The 14,934-nt window shown below is 62.8% G+C and carries 14 protein-coding genes and 1 pseudogene; 8 read left to right on the plus strand and 7 right to left on the minus strand.

Annotation, left to right across the window (positions count from 1 at the left end; genetic code table 11):
- Nucleotides 1-97 precede the first annotated feature (97 nt).
- From IVA95_RS25970 to IVA95_RS25980, 3 genes are all read left to right on the plus strand, one after another.
- Nucleotides 98-877, plus strand: coding sequence for an NAD kinase (locus IVA95_RS25970; protein WP_213245666.1), 780 nt, complete (start codon nt 98-100; stop codon nt 875-877).
- A 100-nt stretch (nt 878-977) separates the two neighbouring features.
- Nucleotides 978-1,523 carry a response regulator gene (locus IVA95_RS25975; protein WP_213245668.1) on the plus strand — a complete coding sequence of 182 codons (546 nt, stop codon included), beginning with the start codon at nt 978-980 and terminating at the stop codon, nt 1,521-1,523.
- Between the two features lie 20 nt (nt 1,524-1,543).
- Nucleotides 1,544-2,122: an Hpt domain-containing protein gene (locus IVA95_RS25980; RefSeq protein ID WP_247513094.1), complete on the plus strand. Its 579-nt coding sequence runs from the start codon at nt 1,544-1,546 to the stop codon at nt 2,120-2,122.
- A gap of 139 nt (nt 2,123-2,261) precedes the next feature.
- On the opposite strand, the gene IVA95_RS25985 is transcribed toward IVA95_RS25980, so the two are convergent.
- Both IVA95_RS25985 and IVA95_RS25990 read right to left on the minus strand, forming a co-directional pair.
- The gene (locus IVA95_RS25985; RefSeq protein WP_247513095.1) at nt 2,262-3,437 is read right to left on the minus strand and encodes a DUF2336 domain-containing protein; all 1,176 of its coding nucleotides are present in this window, start codon (nt 3,435-3,437) and stop codon (nt 2,262-2,264) included.
- 270 nt (nt 3,438-3,707) lie between these two features.
- Entirely contained in the window at nt 3,708-4,733 is a 1,026-nt protein-coding gene (locus IVA95_RS25990) for a transglycosylase SLT domain-containing protein (protein ID WP_247513096.1), read from the minus strand.
- Nucleotides 4,734-5,009: 276 nt separating this feature from the next.
- On the opposite strand from IVA95_RS25990, the gene mddA reads away from it, so the two are divergent.
- The 3 genes from mddA (at nt 5,010) to IVA95_RS26005 (ending at nt 8,669) form a co-directional block, all read left to right on the plus strand.
- A complete protein-coding gene (gene mddA / locus IVA95_RS25995) occupies nt 5,010-5,795 on the plus strand; it encodes a methanethiol S-methyltransferase (RefSeq protein WP_247513097.1) in 786 nt (261 codons plus the stop codon).
- Between the two features lie 134 nt (nt 5,796-5,929).
- Nucleotides 5,930-6,547 carry a TetR/AcrR family transcriptional regulator gene (locus tag IVA95_RS26000; RefSeq protein WP_247513098.1) on the plus strand — a complete coding sequence of 206 codons (618 nt, stop codon included), beginning with the start codon at nt 5,930-5,932 and terminating at the stop codon, nt 6,545-6,547.
- A gap of 4 nt (nt 6,548-6,551) precedes the next feature.
- The gene (locus IVA95_RS26005) at nt 6,552-8,669 is read left to right on the plus strand and encodes an alpha/beta hydrolase (RefSeq protein ID WP_247513099.1); all 2,118 of its coding nucleotides are present in this window, start codon (nt 6,552-6,554) and stop codon (nt 8,667-8,669) included.
- A 20-nt stretch (nt 8,670-8,689) separates the two neighbouring features.
- On the opposite strand, the gene hisI is transcribed toward IVA95_RS26005, so the two are convergent.
- Nucleotides 8,690-9,118, minus strand: coding sequence for a phosphoribosyl-AMP cyclohydrolase (gene hisI / locus IVA95_RS26010; RefSeq protein WP_247513100.1), 429 nt, complete (start codon nt 9,116-9,118; stop codon nt 8,690-8,692).
- Nucleotides 9,119-9,149: 31 nt separating this feature from the next.
- Nucleotides 9,150-9,887: a GTP cyclohydrolase I FolE gene (folE, locus tag IVA95_RS26015; protein WP_213245684.1), complete on the minus strand. Its 738-nt coding sequence runs from the start codon at nt 9,885-9,887 to the stop codon at nt 9,150-9,152.
- 244 nt (nt 9,888-10,131) lie between these two features.
- Between folE and IVA95_RS26020 the strand changes: the two genes are divergently transcribed.
- Entirely contained in the window at nt 10,132-10,581 is a 450-nt protein-coding gene (locus IVA95_RS26020) for an iron-sulfur cluster assembly scaffold protein (protein WP_213245686.1), read from the plus strand.
- A gap of 144 nt (nt 10,582-10,725) precedes the next feature.
- Here the strand turns inward: IVA95_RS26020 and IVA95_RS26025 are convergent, their stop codons facing one another.
- On the minus strand, nt 10,726-11,658 hold the full coding sequence (locus IVA95_RS26025) for a hypothetical protein (RefSeq protein ID WP_247513101.1): 933 nt from the start codon (nt 11,656-11,658) through the stop codon (nt 10,726-10,728).
- A gap of 292 nt (nt 11,659-11,950) precedes the next feature.
- On the opposite strand from IVA95_RS26025, the gene yidD reads away from it, so the two are divergent.
- A complete protein-coding gene (yidD, locus tag IVA95_RS26030) occupies nt 11,951-12,247 on the plus strand; it encodes a membrane protein insertion efficiency factor YidD (RefSeq protein ID WP_247513102.1) in 297 nt (98 codons plus the stop codon).
- A gap of 33 nt (nt 12,248-12,280) precedes the next feature.
- Here yidD and IVA95_RS26035 read toward each other — a convergent pair whose 3' ends face one another.
- On the minus strand, nt 12,281-13,492 hold the full coding sequence (locus tag IVA95_RS26035) for a hypothetical protein (RefSeq protein ID WP_247513246.1): 1,212 nt from the start codon (nt 13,490-13,492) through the stop codon (nt 12,281-12,283).
- A 2-nt stretch (nt 13,493-13,494) separates the two neighbouring features.
- Nucleotides 13,495-14,865: pseudogene (locus IVA95_RS26040) on the minus strand (amino acid permease).
- Between the last annotated feature and the right edge of the window lie 69 nt (nt 14,866-14,934).

Here is a 14,934-nt window from a genome sequence, read left to right on the forward strand (position 1 = left end):
CCGGCGCGAAAGTGCCTGACGGCCATCTCGACAAGCCTGTCCAAGGTGTATAGACGAGCGCGGCGCAATCCGGCGCCAGGTATGAGTTCGTCGTCCGATGGCCACCCCCAAGCGATACGACCGGATCGCCTTCGTCGCGAGCGCCGGCGCCGAGGCGCAGGCCGCGCTGGCGCAGCTCGTCAAGCTCTACGGCAATCATGACGCCGACGACGCCGACGTCGTGGTGGCGCTCGGCGGCGACGGATTGATGCTGCAGACGCTGCACGCCCATATGCGCTCGGGCAAGCCGATCTACGGCATGCATCGCGGCACCGTCGGCTTCCTGATGAACGAATTCACCACGCACGATTTGCATACAAGGCTGGCGGCGGCGCGGGAATCCCTGATCAATCCGCTCTTGATGCGTGCGACCGACGTGCACGGCGTAGTGCATCTGCATCACGCCATCAACGAAGTCGCGCTGTTTCGCCAGACCAACCAGGCCGCCCACTTGCGCATCCTGATCGACGAGCACGAGCGGATGGCGGAATTGATCGCCGACGGCATCCTGGTGGCGACGCCGGCCGGCTCCACCGCCTACAATCTGTCGGCGCAGGGACCGATCCTGCCCATCAACGCCGCGCTTCTGGCGCTGACCCCGATCAGCGCGTTCCGCCCGCGCCGCTGGCGCGGCGCCCTCCTCCCGAACTCCGCCTTTGTTGTGATCGAGGTGCTCGAGGGTGAAAAGCGTCCGGTCGCGGCCGCCGCCGACCATGACGACGTGCGCGATGTCCGCCGCGTCGAGGTGCTGTCCGACAAGACGATTTCGATGCGGATGCTGTTCGACCCCGGCCACAGCCTCGAGGAACGCATCCTGCGCGAGCAGTTCGGGTACTAATTCGGATTCACCGGAGCCCTCCTCACGCCGGCTTGCAACCATTCCTTAACCCGCGCCGCGATATGGTTAACGCCAGTATACCGTTTGGCCGGGCCGGACCATGTATCGCATTGACTTCAACAAGCTGCGGTTCCTGATTTGCGACGACAATCCGCATATGCGCCGCATCCTGCGGACGCTGCTGCATTCGTTCGGCGCGCGCGAAGCCTATGAAGCCGAGGACGGCGCCACCGCGCTCGAAATGTACAGCCACTATGTGCCCGACATCGTCATCACCGACTGGGCCATGCCGATCTTCGATGGCCTCGAACTGGCGCAGATGATCCGGCAGCCGGAATCGAAGGGTAACCCTTACGCGCCGATCATCATGCTGACCGGACATTCGGAGAAGCGGCGCGTCACGGTCGCGCGCGACGCCGGCGTCACTGAATTTCTGGCCAAGCCGATCTCGGCCAAGGGACTCTATCAGCGCATCCTCAACGTGGTCGCCAATCCGCGCCCCTTCATCAAGACCAAGACCTATTTCGGCCCCGACCGGCGGCGCAACACCAACAACGCCTATATCGGCCCCGAGCGCAGGGTCGGTGGCGAGGTGGAAGTCATGCAACAGCCGTCGCTGCTCGACAAGGCGCGGACGAACATCTAGCGCGGCCTGGAGAGACCATCATGGCGAAAGAAAAACCCGGCACGATACAGGTCAAATCGTTTGCCGATCATCACGTGATCACGCAGCCCAATCCGTTGCGCAAGGTATTGCTGCGCGTTCCCGAATCCGATCTCGACGATCCTGTCGGGCGCGCGGAAAAGGCGCTTGCGGGACTATCCGGCGAATTCAAGAACTGGATGGCGATCGAGGCGGACCGGCTCTCGGCCGCCTACGCGGCCATTCTCCGCGACGGCTTCACCATCGACAACCGCGAGGAGCTGTTTCGCGCGGCACATGACATCAAAGGCGACGCCGCCACGTTCGGCTTCCCTTCCGCCGGCGCCGCCGCCGAAAGCCTGTGCCGCATCATCGAACACGCGCCTGATCTCGACCAGGTCCCATCCGAGTTGATCACCCATCACATCAATGCCATTCAGGCGATCGTGCGCGAACGCACCAAGCTCGACACCGCCGTGATGGCGAGCGCATTGAGCAAGCAGCTCCGCGGAGTCGCGGATGAATTCCTGCTCAAGGTCAACCGCGACCGCCCCGAACATCTCGAAGCGATCCTGGCGCCGAGCATCGTGCCGGCGGAGTAAGTCCTCCCGTCATTGCGAGCCAACGGGTCGCGCGAATGCGCGCCCGATGACAGGCTCCGCGAAGCAATCCATCGCGCCGCATACGCGGACGATGGATTGCTTCGTCGCTTACGCTCCTCGCAATGACGGTGATCGAGAGCTACGCCGCGATCAGATCGCGCACGGCCGGCACGAACGCTTCGTCGGCGACCAGTTCCTCGCAGAACAGGCGGGCTTCCTCGCGCGCGGACTCGGTTGCGAAGCGCCGCAGCAGGATCAACAGCGGCTCGGCAGCCTTGCGGTCGGTCTCGCAATGGGTCAGCACACGCTCGACCATGCGGCGGCGCAGTCTCGCGGCGCCGCCGATCGTGTCGACAAAGCCGGTCTCATGGCTGACCTCGAGCGCGATACGGAACGCGCCGAACGTGGATTCGGGAAGGCCCGCGCGTATCAGGAGCGCCTGCAGGCTGGCGCCGCCGCGGTTGTGCAGCAGCGCGGTGACGCGGGCCAGCGGCAGGTCGGCGAGTTCGGCAAGCGCCGCATCGAACAGTTCGAGATTGCCCGACAACAGCGCGCGCAGGATCAGGCCTGCGGTCAGTTGCCCGGTGGCACGCAGGTGCCGCACCAGGCCCAGCATGTCGTCGCCGCGCGAACGCGCCGCGATGTTCACGGCCGAGCGCTCGCGCGCCTCGTTCGCCAGCCGCCCTGCCCGGTCGGCGCTCAGCCAGTTACGGGCGACGACGAATTGCGCCAGCGTCTCGGAGAGTTTCGCGACCAGCGCCACGCGGGTGGCGGCGGGCAGGCCTTCCAGCACCAGCATCGATTCCCTGATTGCGGCGAGATGGCCGTGGCGTTCGACGATACGGTCCCAGGAAAACGGCGCCAATTCCGCGTAGGCATTCTCGATCAGTTCGAGCGCCGCGGCCGCCGAGCCGACTTCGGCAATCGCAGCGGAAACCGAGGGCGGCAGGTTGATGCGGCGGGCGATGGCGCATTGCATGTCGCTGTTGCCGGTGGCGACGATGTCGACGAGGTCGGCGTCGATCAGAAGCGGCGAATGTTCGAGTATGGGAAGCGCGATCGAGGGCTGGTCGAGCGAGAGCGCCTGCACGATCGCAGCCGGCGCATCCGAGCTGCGCGCGAAGACTTCCGACATCGCCTGGCGCACCAGTGGCGACGGATCATCGAGCAGCATCAACAGCGCGCCTTCAGCGGCGGTGCGATCGTCCTCGCTGAGATCTGAAATCAACCAGGCCCGCGCCAATGCCCGCGTCGCCTCTGCCCGCTCGCCTGCCGGGGCGGTACGAATCCAACTGATGAACTGCCGAACGATCATGGTCCTGGCTACGCAACCTGAGACGACACCGTGACGCGGTGCCACTATTAGAAAAAATAAACCATGACGCTTAACAAAGGGTTCACCATAAACGGCTGGTTTTATTGACGTTTTGTTAAGGGGTGTCGAGGGCGGCCTACTGCGTCGTCCTCATCCTGAGGAGCGCGGAACGCGCGTCTCGAAGGATGAAGGCCCGACTGGGGCCGCACGAGACGGCGCTAGCGCGCCTCCTCACCATGAGGGTCAGCCGTCGAACATGCCGCTGCAATCTCAGCTACTGAACGTGCCGTTGCGGTCGCTGAAAAGATCGAGCCTTCCGGGTGCACGGACTTCGGGCTCATGTCCCGACAATACGGTGCTCGCGGAGGCAACTGACGCCGACGACGAATTGCTGCCCCACAATTCCTGCACCGCCGGCGAAATCGGCTGCGTGCGTTGACCGGCCTGGAACAACGAGCGGAAGATCGGCTCCGTTGACGCCGAAGCAGCCTGCGACGTCGGGCCTGTCGGCGTCACGGCGCGCGAATCCGGGAAGCTCGAGAGATAGGAGGCGTTGTCGATCGCCATCGCTGCCGGCGCGGTGCTCGCGACCGTGACGCGCCGTGGCAGATCGCCGCCGGCCGCCGCCATCGCCGTGCGCGTCACCGGCGAACTGGCGGCAGCCGCATAGCGCGTGCTCAGCACCGAATAGACCTGCGAGACGCTGCGCGGCTGCCCGGAGCGGTCATAGAAGATCGACTGGTTGGCCGCGGCTGCCGCTGGAAACATTCGCGCCGCAGACGCGTTCGGATTGTCCTCGGCGTTCTGGATCAGCTTGCCGGCGCCGCCGACGCCCATGAAATGCGCCATGTAGAGTTCGGCATCGGTCGGGCGGCGCCCGATCTTGCCGGTCAGTTTGAAACTGTTGGATTGCGTCAGCACCGCCGCCATCGATGAGGCGGCCTCGGGATCGTCGCGCAGCCGCATGATCGCGGCGCGTGCCGCGGGATCGTCGACCGAATAGCTGCCGGACGGATTCTTGGTGATGGCGTCGGCATATTTGCCATAGCCGAGATGGGCACCCGCCTCCTTTACCGTGCCGAGCCAGGTCTGGTCGATGAACTGAAACAGCCCGCGCGCCGACGAGGTGGTTGCGGCGGCCTTCGGGTTGAAATTGGATTCCATCTTTGCGGTGGCGAGCAGATATTCGAAGCTGGCACCGGTGGTGGATGCGGCCTGCTTGATCGAGCCCGCGATCCTCGCGCGCGCGGGATCGACACCTGCCGCAGCCGTGGCGTTTGATGTGTCGACCGTCATATCTGTGGTGCCCCGCTCCTCGCGAAACCTCGCGCGGGCTCGTGAACGCCGCCAATCCGGCGCCTCACCGACCCAGCCTGAGCCATTTATGGTTAATGCCGGGTTAAAATGCCGCATTTCCAACATAAAGCGGGAATGAACTTTTCGGTCGTTCGACCGACTGAATATTTGACGTTGGATCTGACCGGCTCGCAAACGAGGAGAAGTTCCGGGCAATCACGACCGTCCGCACTGAAAGCAAGGCCTTCCGCAGTGTTCCCAGAGAGGATTAAGATCATGACAGACCATGCACTCCACTCCCCTCCCGCAAAGACCCTAACCGGCGGCTTGACGGCTATGCTGTACGGCACGCTCACGTACTTGCTGTTTCTCGGTACATTTCTTTATGCGATTGCCTTTGTCGGCAACTTGCCGGTACCGAAGACCATCGATAGCGGCACCCCCGGGCCGCTCGTTCCCTCGCTGCTCATCAATGTCGTCCTGCTTGGCTTGTTTGCAATCCAGCACAGCGTAATGGCGCGTCCCGCCTTCAAGCGCTGGTGGACGAGAATCGTGCCGCAATCCGTTGAGCGCACGACCTTCGTGCTGTTGGCCAGCCTCGCGTTGCTCCTGCTCTACTGGCAATGGCGGCCGATGACCGGAGTCATCTGGTCGGTGACCGATCCAGTTGCGGCAATTGTCATTGAGACGATCTTCTGGATCGGCTGGGTGGTGGTGCTCGCCAGCACCTTCATGATCAACCATTTCGAGCTGTTCGGCCTGCGCCAGGTGCTGGCGCGGCTTCTCGGGCGCGAGTTGCCCCCGGCCGAGTTCAAAACGCCGATGTTCTACAAGGTGGTCCGGCATCCGATCTATCTCGGCTTCCTGCTTGCGTTCTGGGCGACGCCAGTGATGACGTTCGGTCATCTGCTATTCGCCATCGCCACTACCGGCTACATCCTGATCGGCATCTGGCTCGAGGAGCGCGACCTGATAGCGCTGTTCGGCGACCAGTACCGCCGCTACCGGCAGCAGGTCTCGATGCTGATCCCGCTGCCACGACACAAGGCGAAGGTCGGGTGACATTTGTTTCACGGTGCCCGGCCCAACTCCGGGCACCGGTTTTCCGGCCGGTAGAGGGTTGAAATGGCAAGGCTGGCCTTCTCAGCCGGAATGCATGTAGCGTCTTTGACGCTTCCATCACATCATGAGGTACCATGGCGCGCGCGGCAGTGAAGAAGATCGAAACCAGCACGAGCTTGCTCGAAGCTGCCAAGAAGGTGTTGCGCCGCGCCGGCTATGCCGGACTTTCCACTCGCGAAGTCGCTGCAGAAGCGGCCGTGCCCTTAAGCCAGATCCACTACCATTTTGGCTCCAAGCAGAACATGGTTCTGGAGCTGTTCGAGTATCTCAATGCTCAACTGCTCGACCGGCAGAACAGGCTGTTCGAAAATCCATCGCTAAAACTGTCCGAGCAATGGGATCGCGCCTGTGACTACCTCGATGAGGATATCGCCTCCGGCTATGTGCGGGTGCTGCAGGAGCTGATCGCGGTGAGCTGGCATGACGCGGAAGTAGCAAAGGTGATCCGAGCCGGCCTCATGGGCTGGATCGACCTGATCGTAGGCGTGGTACGGAGGACCGAACAGATGATCGGGCCGCTCGGGCCGTTCTCGGCGGAAGAGGTCGGCGCGATCGCCGCCTCCAGTTTCATCGGCGGCGAAAGCCTGTTCCTGCTGGGACTGGAGAAAAAAGGCTCGCCGATAAGGGCGTCGCTGCGGCGCGTCGGCGACCTCATTCGCATTGCGGAAGGATCTTCACCGGAAAAAGGGTGACAGCATGCGAGCAAAGCTGGCGGACAGTGAGGGCTTCATCGCCCGCGACGGCGTGAAACTCGCCTACGAAATCTACGGCACCGGCGCAGAAACCATTCTGTTTGTCCCGCCATGGAGCATCGTCCACTCGCGGATCTACAAGGCGCAGCTTCCCTACTTCAGCGAACGTTTCCGCTGCATCGCCTATGATGGCCGCGGCAACGGCAAATCCGATCGACCGGAAGACGTCACTGCCTACACGCTCGACAACTACCTCGCCGACGTGCTTGCCGTGATGGACGGCCTCGAGGTGGAGCAGACTATCCTGGTCGGACTTTCGTTTGGCGGGTTGCTCGCTTCCATTGTCGCGGCCTATCACCCGACGCGTGTGCGGGCAGCCATCCTTGCCGGCACGGTCTCGACCATCGGACCCGCGCACCAGGCAAGATTTGCGGCCTCGCATTTTCTGGCCGAGAGAGACAGTTACGACGGCTGGAACAAGTTCAACCGTGACTATTGGCTGAAGAATTACCCCGATTTCGCGGAGTTCTTCGTTCGCAACATCTGCAACGAGCCGCATTCGACCAAACAGATCGAGGACGGGGTCGGTTGGGCTGCCGAGACGGATGGACCAACCCTGATCAAAACGATCGAAGCGCGAAACATTCCTCCCCAATTCGACGTCAGCGCGGAAATGTACCGCAGCATCCGCTGCCCGGTTCTGTTCATCCACGGCGATAACGACCAGATTCAGCCCTGCGAGCGCGCCAGGGCGGCCCACGCCGCGGTGAGCGGCTCGGAGTTCGTAACGATCAGAGACGGCGGTCATAACCCACTCGGGCGGTATCCGGCAAAATCGAACGCGCTGATCAACGACTTCATCGATCGCCGGCTTGCCATCCGCCCGCCGGCACGTGAGACCTTGCCGCACCATGCACGGCAAAAGCGCGCCCTCTATCTCTCCTCGCCGATCGGCCTCGGCCATGGCCGCCGCGACATCGCCATCGCCCGCGAGCTGCGCAAGCTTCATCCTGACCTCACGGTGGACTGGCTGGCGCAAGATCCGGTCACGCGTCTGCTCGAGGCCGGCAACGAGCATGTCCATCCGCTAAGTGCGAGGTTGGCGAGCGAAACGCGGCATATCGAGCTCGAAAGCGGCGAACACGAATTGCACTGCTTTCAGGCGCTCCGCCGCATGGACGAGGTGCTGATCAAGAACTTCATGATCTTCCAGGACGCCGTCGAGCAAGGCGCTTACGACATCGTGATTGCGGACGAGGCCTGGGATATCGACCACTACTGGCACGAGCACCCCGAGCTGAAAAAGGCAAAACTCGTTTGGTTGACCGACTTTGTCGGCTACGTGCCGATGCCGTCCGGCGGCAAACATGAGGCGCTGCTGACCGCCGACTACAATGCCGAGATGATCGAACATGTCGAGCAGCATCCTGGCGTGCGCGATCGAGCGATTTTCGTAGGCCACCCTGAAGACGTGGTGCCGCTATCGTTCGGTGCGGATCTGCCCCTGATGCGCGATTGGGTACCGAAGCACTTCGATTTCGCCGGCTACGTTATCGGCGAGCACCCCCAAAGCTTCGGCAGCCGCCAATTTCTTCGCGAAGCGCTGGGCTACCGGAACGCCGAGCAGATTTGCATCGTCACCGTCGGCGGCTCGGGGATCGGGGCTCACCTGATCAAGCGCGTCCTGCAGGCCTATCCCATTGTGAAGGCCAAGCTGCCGGCGTTGCGCATGGTGGTGGTCGCCGGTCCCCGCATTAATCCAGCGTCGCTGCCTGCGCCCGAGGGCGTCGAGATACGGTCGTTCGTCGCCAATCTCGACCGGCATCTCGCAGCGTGTGACCTGGCGCTGGTTCAGGGCGGGCTCACCACATGCATGGAGCTCGCTGCCGCCGGGACGCCGTTTGTCTATTTTCCACTGCGAAACCATTTCGAGCAGAACTTTCACGTCGCCCACCGGCTCCGCCGCTATGGCGCAGGCATCCAAATGGACTTCGCTTCGTCAACCCCCGACATGATTGCCGACGCCATGATGTCGGCTATGTCGAGGCCGGATAGACCGAAACCGGTCGAAGCCGATGGTGCGAAACGCGCAGCCGCCATGATCGGTGAGCTGTTGGCCTGACCAGCCGGAGCCAACGCCAGCTATTTCCGATAAACATTGTTCGGATCGAACTGCCGGTCGGCATCGACGAACGTCAGCAGCGCACCGCCCCCGGCGGCGTCGATTTTGCGGTAGAAGCAGGAATGCCGCCCGGTGTGACACGCGGCGCCCTGCTGCTCGACGCGAATCCAGATGGCATCCTGATCGCAATCAATGCGCATCTCGACCACGCGCTGGGTCTGACCTGACGTCTCACCTTTTCGCCACAACGCGTTGCGCGACCGGCTGAAGTACCAGGCATCGCCGCTTGCGATCGTCTTGTGCAGCGCTTCCTCGTTCATGTGCGCAACCATCAACACGTCACCGGTCGCGGCATCGGTCGCCACACAGGTTACGAGACCGGATGCGTCGAACTTGGGCTGGAAGGTCAGCCCCTCTTCGCGTTCATCGGTCGTTGCGGATGTGGACACGGCAGGGCCTCGCGGAGAAATTTCGGCGAGGCTACCGGTTCGGCCCTCGCACCAGAGACAGGAAACGCTGCTGCTCCGCCGGATTGTCGCGGAACATGCCGGTGAACCGGCTGGTGAACGTTATCGCGCCATGCTTGGCGACGCCGCGCACCGACATGCAGGTATGCTCCGCCTCGATCAGCACGGCAACGCCGCGGGGTTTCAACACCTCGTCGATCGCGGCCGCGATTTGGGCCGTCAGGTGCTCCTGGGTCTGCAGGCGGCGGGCGAAGATATCGGTGAGCCGCGCCAGCTTCGACAGCCCCACCACCCGCTCGACCGGCGTATAGGCGATATGCGCCCTACCGTAGAACGGCATCATGTGATGCTCGCATTGCGAGGTGAATTCGATGTCGCGGACCAGGACAAAATCGTCATAGCCGGCGGTTTCGCCAAAGGTGCGGTCCAGCACCTCGGCCGGGCACTGATGATAGCCCTGATAGAGCTCGTCGAAGGCTTCGACCACGCGGCGGGGCGTATCCAGCAAACCCTCGCGATCGGGGTTTTCGCCGATATAGCTTAGCAGCGTGTGCACGGCGTGTTCGGCCTCGGCGCGTGACGGGCGCGGCAGGTCGGCGCGGACGGCAGCGGCCAGAAATTCGGCCGGATCGAGCTCGGCTGAGCGGGTTTCCGGGGCCACGTCGGGCGATTTCACTTCGGAAGGCTTCAAATCGGAAGGCTTGACTTCGGAAGGCTTGCCAGGGCGGAGGGATTTGATCAATGCGTCCATGTCTTCTCCGTTCGACCGGCCTGAAGAGACCGGAGTGTCACCGGGCAGACGGGGCGGTTTTGCCGCCGGGCGCCTGAGTCCCATCCACAACACGCGGACGGCCGAACTGGTTTCCATGTCTGGTCCATGTCCGTCCGCCCAAGGCAAACGGCCGGGCTGTTTTTCCGCCGTTCCTGTCCATATATAGGACGATGAAACCCAGCCGCCAAGGGCGCTTGGATCGCCGCCCGGGACACTGATTCTCATGCTGAACGACATCTACAACAAGCGGATCATTGAACTAGCGGGCAATATCCCCCGCCTCGGCCGCCTCCCCGACCCCCACGCCAGCGCCACCGCCCACTCCAAACTGTGTGGCTCGACCGTCAAGGTCGACCTCAAGATGGACGGGCCTGTGGTCAGCGACTTCGCCCATGACGTGAAGGCCTGCGCGCTCGGACAAGCCTCCTCCTCGATCATGGCAAGCCATGTGGTCGGCTCGACGGCTAGCGAGTTACGTGAATTGCGAGAAATCGTGCGCAAGATGTTGAAGGAAAATGGCAGTCCCCCGCAGGGCAAATGGGCCGACATCGCCCTGCTCGAGCCGGTGCGCGACTACAAGGCCCGCCACGCCTCGACCATGCTGACATTCGACGCCGTGGTCGACGCCATCGGCCAGATCGAAGCCAGGGCAAAGCAGCCGGCGCAGGCGTAAGGGGAACTTCCCGCCCAGCCGTATCCTGTCATGCCCGCGAAGGCGGGCATCCAGTACGCCGGGAATTCTCGATCAATTACAGATGCCGCGGCGTACTGGATCATCCGCCTTCGCGGATGATGACACTGTTTAAGCGGATAAAGCCTACTTCTGCGGCTGAGCCGGCTGAGCCGGCTGCGCCGGCGTGGTCGCAGAGCCGGTCGGAACCGCGGCTTCGGCAGTCTTGGTCGATTTACCGGTCTGCTGTTGCGCGTCGCCCTCCATCGCGGAACTGACGAAGCGATCCTGCGGCTTGGAAGGCTTCGCCTCGGCCATCGGTACCGACGCATTGTCCTGCGGGAACACGTCGGCGGCTGCATCGGTCGTCACGAGATTGGTCAGGCGCAATTCGCCGTGTGACAATTTGTGCAGATCTTCCCACGGCGGCACGCTGAGCGCGAGCGACAGCAAATCGCCGGTGCCGCCCATGTCGAAGGTGAATTTCGCAAGCCGACCGATGTCGCGCTCCACGATCATCAGGTCCTGCGCGCTGTAGCTTGCGGCCTTGGCGTTGTCGGCGCGATCGCCCATCCAGATCTGGTGCACCCGGACATGTGCGGCGGGCGGCACGTAACGTGTCTTGCCCGACAGCAGCAGGAACACGCACATCGACTCGCAATAGGCTTCCGGCACGACGCTCACGCGTTCGCCGAGCGGGGTCTTGGTGCGCACAGTTGAGCCGACGGTCGTCAGCGCGCCGAGACTGCGGAACCGCCGGCCAAGCGCGATGGAATCGTTGACCGAGCCGCCGCTGGAATCCAGCACGATGGTCGCGCCGGCGAGCTGGCGACCCTTGGCGAATTCATCGAACTCCCGCGGACTATCCGCTGTGACGATGCCGACCGCCGACACCCAGCCCCTGCAATCCGGCTGGCATGCATTCCACTTGAAATGCATCGGCTGTTTGCGTTCTTCGAGGGTGCCGCCGGCATGAGCCGAATTGCCCAGCATCGTGATCGCGCCAGGCAGTGCGAGACAGAAGGCAGTGGCACCGAGAAGCGCCAGGCCGCGAAATTTCAGCGAAGTCACAAACCTCAATTTGGATCCTTCCCCCAAGCCCCGTCTACGACGGGCGGCAATGGCCCCGTTTTAACGCGAGATGATTCTGTCATCGATCCGTATGAAAACGGTAACTGTGCTGACGTGTGTCGTCCATAATACCTTGGCTTGTTGCGTCAGTTTGCGGTGCGATAATTGCGAACTGTGGCTAAATATCTGCACGAATTGAGTTCCTTGCTTGGGAACTCCCGCGAAACTACGTACATAGTCCCGCATGGCTCCGGCAGATCATTCAGCGTCACAGCGAAAACAATGCACAGATTGTGCCAGCATGGTCCGTCGTCTGCCGCGAAATGCAGGACGAGCACTGATCTGGATCTATCGGCACTCGCTGTCATTGCTGGTCGGTTACAACTGCCGGCATCTGCCGACCTGCTCGGTGTATGGCGATGAGGCGATCGAACGTTTCGGTTTGTGGGGCGGCGGCTGGATGACGTTGGCGAGGCTATTACGCTGCCATCCGTGGGGCACCTCCGGCATCGATAACGTGCCGCTCACCACCCCGCCGGGGGCACGATGGTATCTGCCGTGGCGCTACGGACGTTGGCGCGGCGTCAACTCCTCGTGAATGCGACGCTCGCGGCAGCCTGGATTCCGCCGCTCAACGCCAGAAGAAAAATCCGGCTCTCGGCTGCGGTCCGACATCCGCCGGCGGCCGCGGCCGGCGCGGACGCGGCGGCGGTGGCGCCTCGGCTGACGGCGTGGCTTCGGAGGTGGCCGTGCCGTCAACGGGCAATCTCACCGACAGCAGCACATTGGATTCAGGCGTGCGCCAGCGATAGCCGATGCCGAAATCGATCGGCTGAGCGCGGCGGAACAGTGCAGCGTAGGATTCCTGGTAGCGCTCCGGGAACTCGTCGATCGGTCCCAGATAACGGCCGAACGGGAAGAAGCGCCACTTCCTCTGATTGTAAAAAGCGAGCGGAATTCCAGAATCGTCCTGAATGATTGTGGCGCTGTTGGCGAGCAGGAAGTCGCGCACGGCGGTGAAGTTACCGGAGTGCAGCAGATAGGACGCGCTCTTGATCAGGCTGTTGCCGGGCGCGAGCGTCGCACAGAATTTCAGAAAACCGCTCGCCTTGACGCCGGAGTTGGATAGATCGGTCGAGAAATAATACAGCGTCTTGTCCTGACCGTCGGGGTCCACGAAGATGATGCGCACGCCGCGCACGGCATTCGGCCCGGGATTTTCGCCTGCGAAATACGCCGCGCCCTTGTCGTCCAGCGAGATCGGACTAACGCTCTTCACCGTCATGCCCGAGCGCGCCAGGAACACGTAAAGGATCGGCAAGGTGCCGCTGATCTGGCCCGCCTGCAGATCGGTCTTCATCTGCTTGGTGATGAAGAAGCTGAAGCTCAGGATCGAACTGAGCGAACGTTCGACATTGTAGAGCGCGGACGCGATGCCGCCGCGCGGCAATCGAGTCAGGTCGGGCACCGAGCCGACCGGCTCGAGCGCACTCAACACGTACGTCGATGCCTTCGAATAAAAGGCGTTCGCGTAGAGAAAGTCCGGGCCTGAGAACATGTAGAACATGGTCGGCTTCGGCGCCGCCAGATTGGTATCCGCCCAGGCGCGGATCCGCGATATCTGGCGCTGCTCGAGTTGGCCGAACGCGGTGTCGAAGAATTTGGCGTGGCGTTGCCAGGCAGGATCTTTGGTGAGCGGCGCCAGCGGCGAGTCCGCCGACGGCATCATGCCCGCGAGAAATTTCGCTGTGTCGTCCTCCGTTGCGGTTTGGGCATGGACGGCAGCCACGGCCGCCAGCAGCATGAAAGCAGCAACCGCCGCCGTTCTCAGACAGTGCAGCATGCTCATTCGCGCCCCGCTGCCCCCACAGGGACTTGATCTGCCCGCTTGCCGAAGACGGCGTAAATCAAGAGACCTGAAAACATAATCAAAAGACCCAGCAGCGACTGCAACGGCCGTTCGGTCAGAAGGTAGTACATCATGAACCCGGTCACGAGCAGGAAAACCACAGGGGTTACCGGGTATCCCCAGGCACGGTAGGGCCGCGGCAGATCCGGCTGCATGATGCGCAGCTTGATCACGCCGAGCACGGTAAAGAATGAGCAGAACAGCAGCGCGAACTGAATGAAGTCGAGCACCGCCTCGAAGCTGCGCGTGAGCAGCATCAGGCTCGCGACCGTAAGCTGAAACAGAATGGCGTAGGCCGGCGCACCGCTGGCCGACCGGCTGGCGAACGGCCGCAGCACTGGAATGTCCTCGCCCATCGTCATCATGACGCGCGGCCCGATCCACATCATCGCGCTGATCGAGGAGATCAGCCCGAAGCAGATCATCGCGCCGACAATGCGGCCGCCGAGCTCGCCGAAGATGTAGCTGCCGGAGATGCGGGCGACATCGAGCTGGCCCGCAAGCTTGTCGATCGGCGCGGTGTGCAGAAACACGGCGTTGAGCGCGACATACAGCACGAGTACGATCAGTGTTCCGATCAGCATCGCCCGCGGTACGTTGCGCTCTGGCAATCTCACCTCGCCGATGATGTAGGTTGCCGCGTTCCAGCCGGAGAACGACTACATCACGAAGACGAGACTGATCGCGAATGGTGCGCTGACGATATGGGTGAAGTCGGACGCCGATGGCGCGAACGAAACCGGCTGCGCGGTGCCGATCACGAAGCCGCAGACCAGGAAGGCCACGATCAGCACCACCTTCAGGATGGTCGCGACCAGTTGAAAGGTCGAGGAGTGCCTGATGCCGGCGAGTTGCACCAGCGACACCAGCCAGACCACGCCGATCGCAAGTGCCAGCGGCGGCGTGTTGGGCAGCACCGACTTGCCGTACTCGCCAAACGCCATGGCAGCGAGCGCCACTGGCGCTGCAAAGCCGACCGTCGCCGACACCCAGCCCGCCACGAAACCGAAGGCCGGGTGATAGGCCCGGCCGAGGAAGTTGTACTCACCGCTCGAGCGCGGAAACATCGCGCCGAGCTCGCCGTAGGAAAACACCCCGCACAGGGCGACGATGCCGCCGACCGTCCACAGCAGCAGGATGGAAAAGCCCGAGGGGATGTCCTTGACCTGAAAGCCGAGGCTGGTGAAGACGCCGACACCGACCATGTCGGCAACCACGATGGCAACCGCCACCAGGACCGAAACGGTGGAGCCGCTGCCGGAGCGCGAGCCAGGCCAGGCCGGGCTTCCCGTTTCTGATGCCGCCATCTCGGACCGTACCTTCAGCGCCCAGCCAGGAGCTCATCGTGCAGGCTGACGCCCCTCAATTCAAGCAAT

The organism is Bradyrhizobium sp. 157, from assembly GCF_023073815.1.
Taxonomy (GTDB): domain Bacteria; phylum Pseudomonadota; class Alphaproteobacteria; order Rhizobiales; family Xanthobacteraceae; genus Bradyrhizobium.

What these genes read in the sequence shown, in the direction of transcription:
- IVA95_RS26005 (WP_247513099.1), top strand. Translation starts at nt 6,552, where the DNA reads ATGCGAGCAAAGCTGGCGGACAGTGAGGGCTTCATCGCCCGCGACGGC.
- yidD (WP_247513102.1), top strand. Translation starts at nt 11,951, where the DNA reads ATGGTCCGTCGTCTGCCGCGAAATGCAGGACGAGCACTGATCTGGATC.
- IVA95_RS26035 (WP_247513246.1), bottom strand. Translation starts at nt 13,492, where the DNA reads ATGCTGCACTGTCTGAGAACGGCGGCGGTTGCTGCTTTCATGCTGCTG.
- IVA95_RS26000 (WP_247513098.1), top strand. Translation starts at nt 5,930, where the DNA reads ATGGCGCGCGCGGCAGTGAAGAAGATCGAAACCAGCACGAGCTTGCTC.
- IVA95_RS25975 (WP_213245668.1), top strand. Translation starts at nt 978, where the DNA reads ATGTATCGCATTGACTTCAACAAGCTGCGGTTCCTGATTTGCGACGAC.
- IVA95_RS26020 (WP_213245686.1), top strand. Translation starts at nt 10,132, where the DNA reads ATGCTGAACGACATCTACAACAAGCGGATCATTGAACTAGCGGGCAAT.
- IVA95_RS25985 (WP_247513095.1), bottom strand. Translation starts at nt 3,437, where the DNA reads ATGATCGTTCGGCAGTTCATCAGTTGGATTCGTACCGCCCCGGCAGGC.
- IVA95_RS25990 (WP_247513096.1), bottom strand. Translation starts at nt 4,733, where the DNA reads ATGACGGTCGACACATCAAACGCCACGGCTGCGGCAGGTGTCGATCCC.
- mddA (WP_247513097.1), top strand. Translation starts at nt 5,010, where the DNA reads ATGACAGACCATGCACTCCACTCCCCTCCCGCAAAGACCCTAACCGGC.
- IVA95_RS25980 (WP_247513094.1), top strand. Translation starts at nt 1,544, where the DNA reads ATGGCGAAAGAAAAACCCGGCACGATACAGGTCAAATCGTTTGCCGAT.
- IVA95_RS25970 (WP_213245666.1), top strand. Translation starts at nt 98, where the DNA reads ATGGCCACCCCCAAGCGATACGACCGGATCGCCTTCGTCGCGAGCGCC.
- folE (WP_213245684.1), bottom strand. Translation starts at nt 9,887, where the DNA reads ATGGACGCATTGATCAAATCCCTCCGCCCTGGCAAGCCTTCCGAAGTC.